Raw genomic sequence first — 18,113 nt, forward strand, 5'->3', positions numbered from 1 at the left:
CCGTCATTAGTGGTGGCAATCCTTGACAGAGCCAATTGTGAACTATACAATTAGACTGTATAATTTTTTTTAATGATAAAATGAAATAGGCAGTATGTTGAGAAAAATTGTCAATATATGAGCCGACTGAAAATGCATGTGATTATAGCAAGAGGAGGTGTTCGTATGGAATACATGATCTCCGCTTTGCTTGGACTCATCGTCGGTGCCGCTGTTATCTATTTCTATATGAAAAAAGTGAATGAATCGAAAGTGAATGGTGCGAAACAACAGAGCTTGCTCATCATAGATGAAGCTAAGCGAGAAGCGGAAGCGCTAAAGAAAGAAGCACTATTGGAAGCGAAAGATGAAACTCACAAACTTCGAACTGAGGCTGAGAAAGAAATCCGCGAACGACGCGCTGAGCTTCAGAGACAAGAAAACCGGTTATTGCAAAAAGAAGAAAATCTCGATCGTAAGGATGATGCTCTAAATAAGAGAGAAGCAAGTCTAGAGAGAAAAGAAGAGGCTCTAGCCGAAAGACAACAGCATATTGAACAGATGGAAAGTAAAGTGGAAGAGCTAGTAGAACAACAACAGTCAGAATTAGAACGCATTGCTTCTTTAACGAAAGAAGAAGCGAGAGATATCATTTTAAAACAAGTTGAACAAGAACTTTCAACGGATATCGCTATGATGATTAAAGAAGCTGAAACGCGTGCTAAAGAAGAGTCTGACAAAAAAGCAAAAGAAATTTTATCGTTGGCTCTGCAACGATATGCTGCTGACCATGTGGCAGAAACAACAGTGTCGGTTGTAAACTTGCCGAATGACGAAATGAAAGGCCGAATTATCGGTCGTGAAGGACGTAATATTCGTACCCTTGAAACGCTTACTGGTATCGATTTAATTATTGATGATACTCCAGAAGCGGTTATTTTATCTGGTTTTGACCCAATCCGTCGTGAAACTGCTCGTCTTGCATTAGAGAAACTCGTGCAAGATGGACGAATTCATCCAGCTCGAATTGAAGAAATGGTTGAAAAATCACGCCGAGAAATGGACGAACATATTCGTGAAACGGGAGAACATACTACGTTTGAAGTCGGCGTTCATAATTTACATCCAGACTTAATTAAAATTTTAGGCCGCATGAAATATCGGACAAGCTATGGCCAAAATGTATTGAAACATTCCATTGAGGTTGCCCATTTGGCAGGACTCATGGCTGCTGAATTAGGTGAAGACGTAGCGCTCGCGAAACGGGCAGGATTACTTCATGATATTGGTAAAGCAATTGACCATGAAGTAGAAGGAAGCCACGTGGAAATCGGTGTTGAACTTGCTACGAAGTATAAGGAACACCCTGTTGTCATCAACAGTATAGCTTCTCACCATGGCGATGTGGAACCTACAAGCGTTATTGCAGTGATTGTAGCTGCAGCAGATGCTCTTTCAGCTGCCCGTCCTGGTGCTCGTAGTGAAACACTCGAAAACTACATCCGCCGATTGGAAAAATTGGAGGAAATTTCAGAATCCTATGAAGGGGTAGAAAAATCCTACGCAATCCAAGCAGGCCGTGAAATCCGAATCATTGTGCAACCTGAAAAAATTGATGACTTACAAGCACATCGACTTGCGCGGGATATTCGAAAACAAATTGAGGAAGAACTCAATTATCCTGGTCACATCAAAGTGACAGTCATCCGTGAAACTCGTGCAGTTGAATATGCGAAATAAACAAAGAGGCTGGGACAAAAGATAAAAAACACCATTTTCTCACGGGAGAAAATGGTGTTTTTTGATAATTGAAGAAAATTGATTTCCGTTCCGAGGACGCTTTCCGCGGGACCGGCTCGAGCCTCCTCGAAGCTCAATCCTTCGCTCCTGCGGGGTCTCGAGAGGGCCCGTCGCAGGAAAGCTTTGCTTTGCGACTAAGCGTGCGCGACAGGAGCACTCGCCCCGTCACTCCAATCAATTTTTTACAAAAAATCTTTTTGTAGCTAGTTCGCTTTATTAGTTATGTCCCAGCCTCAATTATTTGCATAAATCTATTAAACTAGAATTTTGATAATAAAATTCACTACCGTCGCATAAATAATGTCTAAATTTTCAGTTTTATTTTTTCTGGACTTTAGAGAAAAAACGAAAACACCTAAGCGAGGGTAGTAGACATCCATTTTTTTACTATAACCTATGACTTGTGCAACAACGACTGGCAAACCTTTATGGGACGCCGTTTCCTTCGATTTTTCGTAACCAAATGTGAGCGGATTTCCACAAAGAAGCCTTCAAATAGCGACTAATTTGTAAGTAACTGCGTTCGCTATTCGTGTTCAGCTGAGCTAAAACATTCAGACAGTACACTATCATGGCTACGTACACTTGATGATGTACAGCTTGTTCACTGTGACCAAAAAACTTTTTAATGTTCAGATGTTGTTTCATCCATTTGAAAAAAAGTTCGATTGCCCAACGTGATTGGTAGATTTCTGCAATTTCATCTGCGTCAATGTCAAACCGATTTGTCAGTAAATGAAGCTCATTTCCTTTTGTATCATGCAATTTGAGTAAGCGAAACACGTTTTCAGAACGATTTTGTGGTGTTCCAATGACAACCATTTCATCAGAGAATACGGGTGAATCTTCTGGTAACGAAAAGGATTCTAACACTCGGACAACAGCGTTTTTACGCAAACGGGTCACAAAGAAATAGCCATCTTCCGTCATTTGATCAAAGCGCCCATAATCCAAGTAACCACGATCAAACACGTACATGCATTCTTTGTCATCCACGAATACTTCTAGTTGACCACGATCATGTTCGTTGGCGTGAGTACGGCTTTATCTGGATAGGAGAGTCCTTTTTCCATAAAAACAAGTCGTAAGTGAAGCTTTACTCCTGATTTTGTTTTTCGAAACTCTGCCCACTTATGATTGGTCAAATTAAGCGGTAATGTACTCGAATCAATGATTTTCAAAGGCGTTGTCACTTTTCTTCTTGTTTGGAAATTGGTTTTCCGATGAATTTGTGCCACTAAATCGAGAAAAATCGTTTGAAAGAACTCAGTTGGGATGGTATTGATTCGTCTCCCTAACTGTGAAAAACTGATCGATTCCAATCCCGTTGCTCGTTGTAATTCTTCTAAAAAGACAGCGTCACTCAACGCCCGTAAACTCTCGGTTTCATGGAGTTGGGCATACAAAAGCAGTTTCATAAATGAAGCCATATAAAGCTTCTTGGTATAGTGATTTAATTGATGTGTTTTCACTAGGTCGTCAAATAATGGACGATTAATCGGTGAAAACCATTGTTCAAATGATGTTTTTCGTGTAAACTTATCCATGGTTTTGTCCTTTGTATTGGATTTGGATGGTTTACTACCACCAAACCATTATAAAGGTCTTTTTTATGGAAAAATATAGTTACAGAAAATTCAGATTTATTATGTCTATTGATATTTTTAATGCGACACTAGTGATAAAAATAATAAAAAAAGACTACTAAATATCCTATTATAATGATATAATTACAATATGATTTCATAAATATGTAAGTAGGAGGAAAAAGTGGATGTATAAAAATAGCAAAATCTATCATATGGCTCTAGCTGCAACAGTCGCTACAGCTGCAGTAGTCGCTATAGCTCCAGCTGATGCAGAAGCAGCAAAATCGTTTTCAGATTTAACTCCGGACAGCCCTCATTATACGAATGTAATGAAATTGGTGGAACGCGGTGTAATTTCAGGTTATCCGGATGGTACTTTCAAGCCAAATAATTCAATTAGCCGTGCACATGCAGCAAAAATTATTGCTAAAGCTCTAGGGTTAGATACGCAAAATGTAACAAACCCAGGCTTTAAAGATATTCCAACAAATTATCCATATTATAAGGAAATCGCCGCTTTAGCAAATGCAGGAATCATTAATGGTTTCCCGGACGGCACATTTAAGCCGGATGGAACGTTAACACGTGGACAAATGGCGAAAATTATTGCAAGAGCTTTTGAATTAAAAGCAGAAAATGGTGCTGCTCCATTCACAGATACTGTCAATTCTGAATATAAAGAATATATTGCAGCGCTTTATGAAAATAAAGTAACAACTGGTACAACTCCAACAACGTTTGCTCCTTTATCTCCGGTAACTCGCGGCCAGTTAGCTTCATTTGTAGTTCGTGCAGAGGAAGCTAAATCTGCAACACCTGGTGAGGAAAAAGTAAACATCGAAAGTACAGTTGCTGAAATTAAAGACGGCAAAGTCGTTACTGCAAATGGTACATTTGAGATTAGTGAAGAGCTGAAAAAAGTATTTAATGCAAAAAATGCAGCAGCTTTAAAAGATGCAAAAGTTGAAATCGTTGTTGAATACGTACAAACTGCAAAAGTTGCTTCTTTAAACAATTTTGCAGCTGAAAAAACAGCATACATCGTAGGTATTAATGGTTTAACATTAGTATCTTCAAATACTTCATTTGATGCAGATGGATACCCAATTCCATCCGTAACAATCAATGCAAATAATGTTGAAATTTCTGGATTAAAAGCAGATCAATTAGTTATTGAAAAAAATCTTCAAGTAACGTTAAAATCTGTTGAAGTAAAAGAATTGAAAGTAGCTGAAGGAACAAAAATCACTTTAGACCCTACTGCAACAATTGAAAAATTGGTAGTTCCTGAAGGCAAAAAACCTAGTGATGTCATTGCAAACTACAATGAAGTGAAAAATTCAATCAAAGAAATTGTAGATACAACAGGTAAAACTGTATCCAAATCTACCGGCGGTGGAGGAGGCGGAAGTAGTAAACCTACTCCAACACCTACTAATCTTGCAGAAGATTCAAAAGCTGCTGCTACAACTCTTATTAAAGAACTAGAAAAAGTTGCGAATAAATATTATGAAGAATATGGTGAATTCACATTAGGAGAACCAAAAGTAAAAGATTCAAAGGGTAAAGTAATTTCAGAAGGTAAACCATATGAGTTTGTCTTTAAAAATGGAGATACAAAACTTGCGGACATTAAAAATAGTATAGAAAATCGTTCTTTACTAAAAGAGGATGTAATTAGTGCAATAAAAGCTCTTTCTGAATTACAGTCTAAAGCCGATAACATTAAAGACATTTATATTGATGAGAAAAAAATAAATAAAAATGCAATTACAAAAGATAATTATATTGATGAATTAAGTTCAGTTTTAAATACTTCATATGTTGCAAATCTATTAATTGATTTAACAGATTTAACTCATGATGAAGCAAAGTATTACACAGTTGGAAGATATTTTGAAGAAGGAAAAAAATCTAAGTCTGAAATCAAAATTACATTTGATGATGGTTCTGAACTAATCTATAAAGTAGATTTAAAATTAGAACAATAATTATATAAATCTCTTAATTTTCATGATAGACTATTATGTATCAAATTCCCCAGAACAAGGGTGTTCTGGGGAATTTGATTCGATGAAAATTTCTATTTATTTGCGGAATGTTGATGGGAAAAGGAGTTTTTTATGAAAAGGATATGGAAGTACCTTTTACTTGTCATTGTGCTGTTAGTCGTTAGTATCGGAGGCTATGGATTATACATATTTAAGTTTAAAGAATATGACGTAGCTGATCCGGAAATTGAAGAGATTATTGGAGAAACATATATTTTAAAATTGCCGGATGGAACACAAGTGGTAGTAGATAAAGACGGGAATATCATTGAAGAAGTCAAAAATTCGCCATACGAACAAAGCGATGCAAATGGTGTTGATGAAAATACGAGCACAGGAGCGAATGGATCAACCCCTTCTATAAATGACTCTAATAGCCCAAGAGAAGGTACTGTTCAAAATGATAAACCTACCGTTTCATCAATCAAAGCAAAATATATGCCAACGTTGAGAGAATTGGAAGCGCAAGCTAACAATAATATCAATGCACTCATTGGCCGAGCAATCAATGAATATTCAACAAAGAAAGCAAACGGTGAAAAAATTGACGTTGGATATTTTTACAACAAATATGTGAGTGCTGCAAAAGCATTGGAAGTTAATACGGACGCTGCTTTTAATAGTCTAATCACCATAATTGAAAATGAACTAGAAGCAAATGGCTTTGACAAAGCCCATGCACAAAGCATTCGGGATGAATACGAAGCGGCTAAAGAAGAACGGCGCAATAGTTTGTTAAAAAAGGCAAAAGAGTTCTTATAACCAGATAATTCTACAATAACGTGAATAAGTATCTTAAATAAATAGTTAAAAATATTAGAAAACACACTCATATGGAAATATTTTCGTTATAATAACAAGGGGGGTTGAACAACTGTGGAAGAGACGATTAGTTTATATGATATATTCAAAGTATTAAGAAAAAGAATAGTGTTAATACTCAGTATCGCTATTGTTGCAACATTAACGGCTGCAATTATCAGTTTCTATATATTAACACCAATTTATCAGGCATCGACACAAATATTAGTCAACCAAAAACCAAATGAACATCAAAACCAAATTCAAAGCCAAGACATTCAAGCAAATTTACAACTAATCAATACATATAATGTCATTATTAAAAGCCCTGTAATTTTAAATAAAGTGATTGAGATCCTGGACTTAAATACAACACCTGTGGTACTTTCAAATCAAATTACTGTATCCAATGCAAATAATTCCCAAGTTGTCAATATTAGCGTACAGGATGAACAAGCATATCTTGCTGTTGATATTGCAAACACTGTTGCTAAAGTGTTTGAAGAGGAAATTAAACAATTAATGAACGTTGATAACGTAAATATATTATCGCCGGCAGAGTTGCCTGAGAATCCTTCTCCTGTTAAGCCGAATAAAATGTTGAATATGGCGATTGCTTTGGTAATTGGTTTGATGATAGGCGTTGGACTGGCCTTCTTACTTGAATATTTGGATACAACGATTAAAACAGAAAAAGATGTTGAAGAACTGTTGAATTTACCGATTATAGGTTTTATAAGTAAAATTCCGGATTCTAACCGTGAAGTTCCTACAACTGTGAAATCTAAACAAACAGTTAGGAGAGAAAAAGTAAATGTTTAAAAAGAAAAAGAAAAAAAATAAATCAATGGCAAGGAAATTAATTGTTGAAACTGATCCGAAATCATTTATTTCTGAGCAGTTTCGTACCATTCGGACAAATATAAAATTTTCCATGCCGGATAAAGACTTGAAAACGATCGTAATTACATCTGCAGGTGCGGGAGAGGGAAAATCAACAGTTTCAGCAAATATCGCGGCAGTTTTTTCACAGGAGGGCAAAAAAGTATTGCTGATAGATGGTGATATGCGTAAACCGACCGTCCACTATACTTTTGTCCTTAAAAATGCATTTGGTTTATCAAGTATATTGACAAAACAATGTCAACTTAATGAAGCCATTCAGGAAACTGACGTTGAAAATCTTTATGTTATTCCAAGTGGTCCGATACCTCCCAATCCTGCGGAATTGCTTGCTTCTAAACAAATGGAATTAATAATAGATATTTTGCAAGAAGAATATGACTTAATTATTATTGATGCACCACCGGTATTATCGGTGACCGATGCACAAATTCTATCGAACAAATGCGATGCGACAATACTCGTTGTCAGTTCCGGAGATACACAAAAAGCGAGCATCGTAAAAGCAAAAGAATTGTTGGATTTGTCAAAAGCTAATATCATTGGGGTAGTAGTCAATAACGCAGTTATAGAAAAAGGTCATTATTACTATTATTATTATGGTACAGCAGAGTAACGGCTAAAATCGCCTTTACTCTTTTTTATTAACCTTTTAAAATAGGGATATGTACAATCGACCAGCATAACAAATCAAAGATCGCCATATTGATCTATGTAAGCAGGCAAGTGATATTTTCGATATTTTCAAATGATAGTATGTTTAAACTATTAAGTAGGTGGAAAGATGATTGATATACATAGCCATATTTTATACGGTGTGGATGATGGGCCGAAAACATTTGAAGAATCGATTACAATGCTGGAAACTGCAGCGGCTGAAGGGATAACAGATATTATTTCAACATCCCATGCGAGTCATCCGCAATTTGATGTTTCTTCAAATGATGTAATTGAACAAGTCCAGGAACTGCAAAATGAATTAGAGATTCGTCAAGTACCACTTACTATCCATATAGGGCATGAAGCACGCATTTCAGAAACGATTGTGGAACGTTGCCTAACAAAGCAAACTCATCTCTTGGCAAATTCAAACTATTTATTGCTTGAATTGCCTTCAAGTACTGTTCCTCCATATACGATCAATATTATCCGTGAACTGTTGATCCATGATATTACACCAATCATTGCACATCCAGAACGGAATAAATCCATTGCAGAAAAGCCGGCTCGCCTTGAACGTTTAATTAGGGAAGGGGCTGTTGCACAGGTGACAGCCGGAAGTTTGGCTGGGCATTTTGGACGGTCGGTACAACAACTTTCATTGGATCTAGTACGAGCGAATCTTGTTCATACATACGGTTCTGATGTACATCATTTAACAACAAGGCCTTTTCTATTTAATGAAGGGCTGTCATTTTTGGAAAAAAAGAAAGAACTTGATGCAATCGACATTCTCCTTGAAAATAATGCCCGTATTTTGGCAAATAAACCGTTTATCATTTATGAACCGGAAGAAATACAAAAACGTAAGTGGTGGAATATTTTTTAACCATGCCATTAATAATTTAGCTGTTCACCATACAATAATCGAATCTGAAAGCTTAATTAATCAATAACCCTCGCATTAGAGGGTTATTTTGGCTCTATAATATTTGGTGTTGGTGGATACAACCAGCACCATTTTTTTACACAAAAAACGAGACATGTGACAAACTCTGGTAAAATGTAATCGCCAAAACACATTTTCCAAAGGAGTTGTGTCACATGTCTCACCATCATTCTATACGAAACCTACTCAATATAAAAGACAAAAATATCACATTTGATGAAAATTTTTGTTCTACCGAAACGATCAAAAAAGTAAAAGCGAAAGTCTTTCATGGGACGTTAACGTATCAACCAAAAGCTTGTTATGCTTGTAGCCATGTCTTCGATGATCAAATCATTAAACACGGTCATACCTACTTAAAATTGCGTAAACAGCTGTATTTCTGTAAACATTGTCATTCCACGTTTACTTTAAAAACGAGCGTCGTGGCTAAAAACTGTTGTATTTCCAACAATACCAAAGTATCGATTGCTTTAAACGCCAAAGATAAAATATCCGAAAAAGATATTGCGATGAAACATAATGTTTCTCATGCCACTGTCAGTCGAGTCATTGACAGCTTTTATAGCTATTATCAACCAAATGTTTACTATCTTCCAAAGCATTTGTGTTTTGTTTAAATCAGTGAAATCCGCAGCTGGAGCGATGTCCTTTATTTTCTGCGACTCTGAAACGGGGGAGATTGTGGATATCGTGGAGGACCGGAGATTACATGTCCTCAAAGAGTATTTCTTACGGTATTCCAAGAAGGCGAGAGATGCGGTAAAAACGATTGTCATCGATATGTACAGCCCTTATATTTCCTTAATCCAAGAAGTTTTCCCTAAAGCGGAAATCGTACTCGACAAATTCCATATCCTCCAACTATTTAGCAGAGCTTTAAACAAAACGCGCATCAACGTCATGAATCGGGATAAAAAGAATTACAATAAATTGAAAAAAATACTGGAAGCTCCTTCTGAAAGATCAAACAAAACTTGATTATAAGAGCTATACATATCATCGTTGCTTTAAAAAGCATATGTGTGAGGTGGAGATTCTCCACTATCTCATTGATTTAGATTCTGAATTAAAAGCGTCCTATGAGTTATATCAATACGTGCAACATTGCATCAAAATCAAAGACTTTGAGCTCCTAAAGAAAACATTAGAGAATAAACAAAATATCGTTTCCCGCTATATGAAACCCGCCATCAAGACAATCAACAAATCCATCAATGACGTCGAGAATACGTTGAAATACGATTAATAACAACGGCATTTTAGAGGGAATTCATAACAAAATCAAAGTGATGAAACGCATTTCTTTCGGTTATCGCTGCTTCCACCATTTTAAAAATCGGATTATGATTACCCAAAATTTAATCACAATGAAAAAAGCTTAGAGGATTCGAAGTTCCTCTAAGCTGTGCGGTTGCATATACCAGGAAAGTCACAAAATTTTTTCACCAACACTATTTGACAAAGAACCAAAAAAATTCAGACAAGGGTATACATGCCCTTGTCTTTTTTGTCATGGATGGAGCTCATTATGCAAACAATATGTACTATTCCTTTTCATACAAAATCCTTCGAAATCGTCCAAAATAACATTCCATTAGATTTACCGGCGTTAAAATGGTAAAATTGAATAGATTTTATAGAAAGTGTGGTAGTAAGCTTGAAAGTACTATTTATAGGTGATATCGTCGGATCAATCGGTCGAGAGGCGGTCGAAAAATATTTACCACGATTAAAGAAAAAATATGAACCCGATGTAGTTATTGCAAATGGAGAAAATGCAGCAGCGGGTCGAGGAATCACGCAAAAAATTTATCAACAATTGTTGCAAATGGGCATTGATGTGATTACGATGGGTAATCACACTTGGGACAATAAAGAAATTTTTGAGTTTATTGACGAGGCTCAATATTTAATTCGACCTGCAAACTTTTCTAAAGAGGCACCTGGTAAAGGCGTTGTCCAAATCTCGAAAAATGGACATATTTTAACGGTCATCAATTTACATGGCCGCGTATTTTTACCTCCCCATGAAGATCCGTTTCGTATGGCGGATGAATTAGTTGAAGAAGCAAGAAAAATTTCTCCTTTAGTATTTGTTGATTTCCATGGTGAAGCAACGAGCGAAAAAATTGCATTTGGTTGGCATTTGGATGGACGGGTTTCTGCAGTCGTTGGAACACATACACATGTTCAAACAGCAGATGCAAGAATATTTCCAGGTGGTACAGCATATATAACTGATGTAGGGATGACTGGACCATACGATGAAATTTTAGGCATGAAAAAAGAAAGCGTCATTTACAAATTCCAAACGAATATGCCTTCTCGATTTGAAGTGCCAAAATCGGGAAGAGACGTATTCAGCGGCTTTTTCGTTGATATTGATAACGAAACGGGCAAAGCCACTTTTTGTGAAAGAATTTACATTAATGACGATTATCCTTTCCAAGGATAATTCCCAAGATTTTGCATGATTCCCTTCCAAAATGATTCTATTTTTCTACTTTGCTGCATAAAATGTGCTACGGACATAAGTTCAAGTCCTTTGAATGAATGCCAACAAAAAAGCTTCATTCAAAATCAATAAAAAAGCAAATATGGGGAGGAATAAATGTGGATTCATTGAAAGTATCGTCTCGCTCAAATCCTAATTCTGTAGCAGGTGCGCTCGTTGCGGTAATTCGAGAGCAAGGATATGCAGAAATGCAAGCTGTAGGTGCGGGTGCTCTGAACCAAGCGGTAAAAGCAGTAGCCATTGCCCGTGGTTTTGTAGCACCAAGCGGGACAGATTTAATCTGTTCTCCAGCATTTGCAGACATTCAAATTGGTGGAGAAGATCGTACTGCACTAAAACTTGTAGTTGAGAAACGCCAGCGATAAATCATTCAAAGTGGCGAATGGAAGTACTTCTTCCAAAACTTACGGAGGGTGGAGAGTAAATTCTCCACCATTTTTTTGTGGAATTCTCTTGAAATGATCAATAATGATCGAATTAACAAGATTCTCCTATGTAAGAAAAGTTCTTTTAGAAAATACATAGCAGGGAAAAATAAGTGTTGTAACCTTTACAAAGTTTTGAACGAACTTTTCCGTCTAAGGTCTGAAATTGAAATATTTAACCGTTTTTCGTATTTCAAGAAAATCGATTCATGTTATATTTAAATAAGAAAAAAGTATGTAATTAAAAGTTTTTAAGGAGATGTTAGAATGTTACATCAGCTTTCATGGAAAGTCGGTGGGCAACAAGGTGAAGGTATTGAGAGTACTGGTGAAATTTTCTCAATGGCAATGAATCGTTTAGGCTATCATCTATATGGCTACCGTCATTTCTCCTCTCGCATTAAGGGAGGTCATACAAATAATAAAATTACTGTTCGCCCAACACCAGTTCGTGCAATTGCGGACGATTTAGATATTTTAGTGGCATTTGACCAAGAAACTATAGAGGTCAATTATAAAGAATTAACAGAAAACGGCATCATTTTGGCTGATAGTAAATTTGAGCCGGTAAATCCTGAAGACTCAAAAGCGCCACTCTTTTCTGTTCCGTTTACAGAAATTGCTACTGAGCTTGGCACATCGTTAATGAAGAACATGGTAGCAATTGGCTCAACTGCGGCTTTATTAAACTTGCCAATTGAAAGCTTCCAAGCAGTTGTAGATGAAATTTTTGGCCGCAAAGGTGAAGAAGTAGTAAAAAAGAATATGGAAGCCATTCAACGAGGTTATGATGCAACTTGCGAACTCATTGGCGATAAAGTTGGTAAATGGGAATTAGAACCAGCAGATGGCAAACGACGCATGTTCATGATTGGTAATGATGCGGTTGCGCTAGGTGCGATTGCTGCTGGTTCTCGATTTATGGCTGCATATCCAATCACGCCGGCCTCTGAAATCATGGAATATTTAATTAAAAAACTTCCTAAATTTGGTGGTACGGTTATTCAAACAGAAGATGAAATTGCCGCTTGTACGATGGCAATCGGTGCGAACTTTGGCGGAGTACGTGCCTTTACTGCATCAGCAGGTCCTGGTTTATCCTTAATGATGGAATCCATCGGTTTATCTGGTATGACTGAACAGCCGCTTGTAATCATCGACACACAGCGGGGCGGTCCATCAACAGGGCTTCCAACAAAACAAGAACAATCTGATTTAATGGCGATGCTTTACGGTACACACGGAGAAATTCCAAAAGTAGTAATTGCTCCTTCAACACTAGAAGAAGCCTTTTACGATACAATCCAAGCATTTAACATTGCTGAAGAATTGCAACTACCAGTCATTGTGATGACGGATTTACAATTGGCTCTTGGTAAACAAACTGCTGATCCATTTGATTATTCAAAAATTGAAATTCGCCGTGGTAAATTGAACCTTGATGAATTGCCAGAAAAAGATCCGAAAGAAGATTTCAAACGATATGAAGTAACGGAAGACGGAATTTCAACTCGTGTTCTTCCAGGCCAACTACACGGCATTCATAAAGTAACAGGAAACGAGCACGATGAAACGGGTAAACCGGCAGAAGCACCAGGAAACCGTAGAAATCAAATGGACAAGCGTTTACGTAAATTAAATTATTTAAACTTCAAAGATCCAATTTATGTCGATGCGCCTCATGAGGAAGCTGATGTTTTAATCGTTGGTTTTAACTCAACTCGAGGTGCGATTGAAGAAATTCGCCCATTATTGGAGCAAGAAGGCATTAAAGCGAACCACGTTCATGTCCGCTTAATTCATCCATTCCCAGCCAATGAATTAAGACCTTATGCAGACCGTGCGAAAAAAATTATTGTGGTGGAAAATAATGCGACAGGTCAATTGGCCAATATTATGAAAATGAATATTGGTGGACATAACAAAACATTTAGTATCACGAAATATGACGGCACTCCATTCTTGCCTCGTGAATTAAAAACTCGTGTAAAGGAGTTGCTTGACTAATGGCAACATTTAAAGATTTTCGTAACAACGTAAAACCTAACTGGTGTCCTGGATGCGGAGATTTTTCTGTGCAAGCAGCGATTCAACGGGCAGCTGCCAATGTCGGTATCGAACCACATGAACTTGCAATCATTTCCGGTATCGGCTGTTCAGGACGCATTAGTGGATATATCAATTCCTATGGTTTTCACGGTACACATGGCCGTGCATTGCCAATCGCTCAAGGTCTAAAAATTGCCAATCGTAATTTACATGTCATTGCTACTGGCGGAGATGGTGACGGTTATGCGATTGGGATGGCTCATACGGTTCACGCCATTCGCCGTAACATCAATATTACTTACATCGTAATGGATAACCAAATTTACGGTTTAACAAAAGGTCAAACTTCTCCACGTTCTGCTTACGGATTCGTAACAAAATCAACACCAAATGGTTCAATTGAGCCATCGATTAAGCCATTGGAACTTGCTCTATCAGCAGGTGCAACATTTGTTGCTCAAGGATTTTCATCTGATATTAAAGAACTAACTGCTTTAATTGAAGCAGGTATTCAACATAAAGGATTTTCCTTTATTAACGTATTTAGCCCATGTGTGACTTACAATAAAGTGAACACGTATGAATGGTTTAAAGAACATCTAACGAAATTAAGCGATATGGAACATTACGACCCTCAAAATCGTGAATTGGCGATGCAAACAGTAATGGAAAAAGATGGACTTGTTACAGGTATCGTTTATCAAGATACTAAATCCGTACCTTATGAACAACAATTAGAAGGTTTTGCAGAAAAGCCGCTAGTGGATATGGATTTAAAAATTGATGAAGATCAATTTAACGAATTAGTAAAAGAATTTATGTAAAATGCTCTTTGTGTCAAATCGAATATGAATGCAGTGAAACCAACTTAAGTGAATTCTGTCCTTTGACCGTCAGATTCTCTTAAGTTGGTATTTTTTTGAGTATGTTGGCTTATCTTACTATTTCATTTAAAACTTGCAATAATTTAAGTTAAAAGTACTTTCTTTCTTTTTCTATATTTTTCATTCGAAATTATTCTCCAAAGAGGGTAATATGGGAGATAAGCGCGCAATTTCATTAATGGGTATAGGAAAATATTTAGATCGATAGAAATCGAGGTCTTACCATTGAGCAATGTAATTGATTTCATCTCCATGAAAAAGAGAAAACATGAGGAACAATTATTTAATTTGTTTCGTAAAGCAAATTCGTTTCAAAATCGAGAACAAATTGATAAGCTTGTAGATGAAAAAAAACTAACAGTTGAAGATCATAAAAGGTTCCTTGCTTTTTTAGCGCATTTACAAGCGAAGAATATTGAACCAACAGAGCTTTTTCAATCCGTATTGACCTTGTCGAAATATCAATTTGAACAACGATATCCATTCAATTGGTTTACCGTTGTTCAAAATTGCCTAACCTTCTTGACCATTATAAAAGAGAAGAATCACAAGCAATATGAGCGATTTCTCTCAGTACGGTAAATATGTCAAAAGTAGCATAATCGTATCATAAATATTGTTCTTTTAATGAACTATTCGTTATAATTAAAAAATGGGATTCCTCTATGAATCCATTAGAAAGGAGTCATTCATAATCAATGAACGAAGAACAACGTTTAGCAAATAGTCAGGCAGCACAGCCAAAACCTCAAAAAACTGAAAAAGATTATAGCAAATATTTTGAACGAGTAATCACTGCTCCTTCTTTAAAAGAAGCGAAAAAACGCGGAAAAGAAGAAGTGAAATATCATAAAGATTTTAAAATTCCTGAAGAGTTTCGAGGAATGGGAGACGGCCGTAAATTCTATATTCGCACATACGGTTGTCAAATGAATGAACACGATTCAGAAGTAATGGCCGGCATTTTCATGCAACTAGGATATGAACCTACTGATTCAGTAGAAGATGCAAATGTCGTACTTTTAAATACATGTGCCATCCGTGAAAATGCAGAGAATAAAGTATTTGGTGAACTAGGCCTTCTTGCAAAATACAAACGAGAAAATCCTGATATGTTGCTTGGGGTGTGCGGATGTATGTCCCAAGAGGAATCGGTTGTCAATAAAATTTTAACGAAATACCAACATGTTGACATGGTATTTGGTACGCATAATATACACCGTTTACCATATATCTTAAAAGAAGCGTACATGTCTAAAGAAATGGTCGTTGAAGTTTGGTCAAAAGAAGGGGACGTAATCGAGAACCTTCCAAAAGCCCGACAAGGCTCTATTAAAGCTTGGGTAAACATCATGTACGGATGCGATAAATTCTGTACATACTGTATCGTTCCTTATACTCGAGGAAAAGAGCGCAGCCGCAGACCGGAAGAAATCATTCAAGAAGTAAGAGAACTTGCAGCTCAAGGATACAAAGAAATTATGCTTCTTGGACAAAACGTAAATGCTTACGGTAAAGATTTCACAGATATCAACTATCGACTTGGCGATTTAATGGATGAGCTGCGTAAAATTGATATTCCACGCATTCGTTTCACAACGAGCCATCCTCGCGATTTTGACGATCACTTGATTGAAGTGTTAGCAAAAGGCGGAAACTTAGTTGAACACATTCACTTGCCAGTTCAATCTGGTTCAAATGAAATCTTAAAAATTATGGCTCGTAAATATACGAGAGAACAATTCTTAGAACTTGTTCGAAAAATTAAAGCAGCTATTCCGAATGTGGCATTGACAACTGACATCATCGTTGGATATCCGAACGAAACGGAAGAACAATTCCAAGAAACGCTTGATTTATATCGTGAAGTTGGATTTGAATCAGCATTTACTTACATTTATTCTCCACGTGAAGGTACGCCAGCTGCAAAAATGAAAGACAACGTACCAATGGAAGTGAAAAAAGATCGCTTATACCGCCTCAATGCCGTTGTAGAAGAATTCTCAAAAGCTGCATTGAAAAAATATGAAAATCAAATTGTTGAAGTGTTAGTTGAAGGCGAAAGTAAAAAACGCAGTGATGTATTAGCTGGTTATACAAGAAGAAATAAATTAGTAAACTTTGTTGGCCCGAAAGAATTAATTGGTCAGTTAGTAAAAGTGAAAATCACGAAAGCAAGTTCTTACTCTCTTCGCGGTGAATTCGTAGAAGTGGTAAAACGACAAGAGGTGGAAATCTAATGGCGACTAAATTATATACAAAAGATGAAATTGTTGAAAAAGCGAAAGAAATCGCTCACATGATTGCCCAAACTGAAGAAGTAGAATTTTTCAAAAAAGCAGAAGCTCAAATTAATGAAAATCAATTTGTGCGTGAAAAAATTGCAAGTTTAAAATCCCTTCAAAAACAAGCTGTAAACTTCCAACATTTAGGGAAAGAAAAAGCGCTGAAACTTGTTGAGAAAAAAATCGAGGAAATAGAAAAAGAAATCGATGAATTACCAGTTGTTCAGCAGTTTAAACAATCTCAAATGGAAGTTAATATACTATTGCAATTAGTTTCCAACGCGATTGCGACAACTGTTACAAACGATATTATTGAATCAACTGGCGGCAATTTACTTACTGGTGAAACGGGATCAAAAGTGCAAAATACGAGTCCTGGAAGTTGCTCTTAATAAAAGGCTACAAGGAAAATCGAATGTTTGATTTTCCAGTAGCCTTTTTTCTTTTGAATTTTTTACGCAAACTGGAACACTTCTTAACCTCCCTTAATACTATATGTTTGTTAGGCAAATGCACTAGTTCAACTCATTATTGCTTTAATCGACAGGATTTAACAAATTTCTTTAAAAACAAAGATCATATTTCACCAATTAGGCATTCGCCGCATACAATAGTTCGACTAGATGTAAAGGAGGAAATTGTTTGAAACGTTTGCGTCAAATCGTGACAAAAGCGGTTGTGGCGAAAGGGAAAAAACGTACGGAATCCAGTGAAGTGATGCGTCCACCTAACACGCCAACAAGCATATTAGGTTGTTGGGTAATCAACCACCACTATTCTGCGAAAAAAGTGGGTAAATATGTAGAAGTTTCTGGTAAATTTGATGTGAATGTGTGGTATGCATATCATAACCATTCAAAAACTGCTGTTTATACAGAAACAATTCCTTATAAAGACAGAATAAAATTACATTATCGCGATGAAGAAATCATCGATTCAAATGAAGTCCATGTAAAAGTATTACAACAACCAAACTGCATTGAAGCAGTGATCAACCAACAAGGCGATAGCTTCAACATTGTGATTGAACGCGAATTCTTAGTGGAAGTAATCGGTGAAACAAAAGTGGTAGTATCAGTTCATCCAATTGAATTTGAAGAAGAATGGAATTTTGATGACGATGATGATGAATCATCAAGCTCCTCTTCCTCTTCAAGTTCTTCAGATTTCGATTATAAAAAATCAAGCAGCAGTGAAGACTCCTCTTCATTTCAATAATC

Annotated in this window: 18 protein-coding genes and 1 pseudogene; 18 read left to right on the top strand and 1 reads right to left on the bottom strand. The window is 36.6% G+C overall.

The window, feature by feature from the left end:
* The first annotated feature begins 165 nt into the window (after positions 1-165).
* Positions 166-1,719 carry a ribonuclease Y gene (gene rny, locus UtA1_RS08570; protein ID WP_016836829.1) on the top strand — a complete coding sequence of 518 codons (1,554 nt, stop codon included), beginning with the start codon at positions 166-168 and terminating at the stop codon, positions 1,717-1,719.
* Positions 1,720-2,205: 486 nt separating this feature from the next.
* On the opposite strand, the pseudogene UtA1_RS08575 reads toward rny, so the two are convergent.
* Positions 2,206-3,326 (bottom strand): annotated as a pseudogene (locus UtA1_RS08575) (IS4 family transposase).
* A gap of 227 nt (positions 3,327-3,553) precedes the next feature.
* Here UtA1_RS08575 and UtA1_RS08580 point away from each other — a divergent pair.
* From UtA1_RS08580 to cotE, 17 genes are all read left to right on the top strand, one after another.
* Positions 3,554-5,359, top strand: coding sequence for an S-layer homology domain-containing protein (locus UtA1_RS08580; protein ID WP_096550707.1), 1,806 nt, complete (start codon positions 3,554-3,556; stop codon positions 5,357-5,359).
* A gap of 132 nt (positions 5,360-5,491) precedes the next feature.
* Positions 5,492-6,181 carry a hypothetical protein gene (locus UtA1_RS08585; RefSeq protein WP_096550708.1) on the top strand — a complete coding sequence of 230 codons (690 nt, stop codon included), beginning with the start codon at positions 5,492-5,494 and terminating at the stop codon, positions 6,179-6,181.
* 114 nt (positions 6,182-6,295) lie between these two features.
* Positions 6,296-7,042, top strand: coding sequence for a YveK family protein (locus UtA1_RS08590; RefSeq protein ID WP_096550709.1), 747 nt, complete (start codon positions 6,296-6,298; stop codon positions 7,040-7,042).
* Complete coding sequence (locus UtA1_RS08595; protein WP_096550710.1) at positions 7,035-7,739, top strand: CpsD/CapB family tyrosine-protein kinase; 705 nt, start codon at positions 7,035-7,037, stop codon at positions 7,737-7,739. The genes UtA1_RS08590 and UtA1_RS08595 overlap by 8 nt, the downstream gene beginning before the upstream one ends.
* A gap of 168 nt (positions 7,740-7,907) precedes the next feature.
* Positions 7,908-8,672, top strand: coding sequence for a tyrosine-protein phosphatase (locus UtA1_RS08600; RefSeq protein ID WP_096550711.1), 765 nt, complete (start codon positions 7,908-7,910; stop codon positions 8,670-8,672).
* Between the two features lie 215 nt (positions 8,673-8,887).
* Positions 8,888-9,352, top strand: a complete 465-nt coding sequence (locus tag UtA1_RS17485; RefSeq protein WP_197722712.1) for a transposase — start codon at positions 8,888-8,890, stop codon at positions 9,350-9,352.
* Positions 9,345-9,713, top strand: a complete 369-nt coding sequence (locus UtA1_RS17490) for a transposase (RefSeq protein ID WP_197722713.1) — start codon at positions 9,345-9,347, stop codon at positions 9,711-9,713. Before UtA1_RS17485 ends, UtA1_RS17490 begins: the two co-directional genes overlap by 8 nt.
* 49 nt (positions 9,714-9,762) lie before the next feature.
* Positions 9,763-9,981, top strand: a complete 219-nt coding sequence (locus tag UtA1_RS17495) for a hypothetical protein (RefSeq protein ID WP_197722714.1) — start codon at positions 9,763-9,765, stop codon at positions 9,979-9,981.
* A 43-nt stretch (positions 9,982-10,024) separates the two neighbouring features.
* Complete coding sequence (locus UtA1_RS17500) at positions 10,025-10,117, top strand: hypothetical protein (RefSeq protein ID WP_408647340.1); 93 nt, start codon at positions 10,025-10,027, stop codon at positions 10,115-10,117.
* Positions 10,118-10,392: 275 nt separating this feature from the next.
* Positions 10,393-11,190: a TIGR00282 family metallophosphoesterase gene (locus UtA1_RS08610; RefSeq protein WP_016836830.1), complete on the top strand. Its 798-nt coding sequence runs from the start codon at positions 10,393-10,395 to the stop codon at positions 11,188-11,190.
* A gap of 158 nt (positions 11,191-11,348) precedes the next feature.
* On the top strand, positions 11,349-11,615 hold the full coding sequence (locus tag UtA1_RS08615; RefSeq protein WP_016836831.1) for a stage V sporulation protein S: 267 nt from the start codon (positions 11,349-11,351) through the stop codon (positions 11,613-11,615).
* Positions 11,616-11,942: 327 nt separating this feature from the next.
* On the top strand, positions 11,943-13,682 hold the full coding sequence (locus UtA1_RS08620) for a 2-oxoacid:acceptor oxidoreductase subunit alpha (protein ID WP_096550712.1): 1,740 nt from the start codon (positions 11,943-11,945) through the stop codon (positions 13,680-13,682).
* The gene (locus UtA1_RS08625; RefSeq protein WP_096550713.1) at positions 13,682-14,548 is read left to right on the top strand and encodes a 2-oxoacid:ferredoxin oxidoreductase subunit beta; all 867 of its coding nucleotides are present in this window, start codon (positions 13,682-13,684) and stop codon (positions 14,546-14,548) included. Before UtA1_RS08620 ends, UtA1_RS08625 begins: the two co-directional genes overlap by 1 nt.
* 285 nt (positions 14,549-14,833) lie before the next feature.
* Complete coding sequence (locus tag UtA1_RS08630; protein ID WP_096550714.1) at positions 14,834-15,190, top strand: hypothetical protein; 357 nt, start codon at positions 14,834-14,836, stop codon at positions 15,188-15,190.
* Between the two features lie 116 nt (positions 15,191-15,306).
* Positions 15,307-16,848: a tRNA (N6-isopentenyl adenosine(37)-C2)-methylthiotransferase MiaB gene (gene miaB, locus UtA1_RS08635; RefSeq protein ID WP_016836835.1), complete on the top strand. Its 1,542-nt coding sequence runs from the start codon at positions 15,307-15,309 to the stop codon at positions 16,846-16,848.
* The gene (locus UtA1_RS08640) at positions 16,848-17,285 is read left to right on the top strand and encodes a RicAFT regulatory complex protein RicA family protein (RefSeq protein WP_016836836.1); all 438 of its coding nucleotides are present in this window, start codon (positions 16,848-16,850) and stop codon (positions 17,283-17,285) included. The genes miaB and UtA1_RS08640 overlap by 1 nt, the downstream gene beginning before the upstream one ends.
* Positions 17,286-17,535: 250 nt before the next feature.
* Positions 17,536-18,111: an outer spore coat protein CotE gene (cotE, locus tag UtA1_RS08645; protein ID WP_016836837.1), complete on the top strand. Its 576-nt coding sequence runs from the start codon at positions 17,536-17,538 to the stop codon at positions 18,109-18,111.
* Positions 18,112-18,113 lie beyond the last annotated feature (2 nt).

The organism is Ureibacillus thermosphaericus (genome assembly GCF_002370195.2).
GTDB lineage: Bacteria > Bacillota > Bacilli > Bacillales_A > Planococcaceae > Ureibacillus > Ureibacillus thermosphaericus.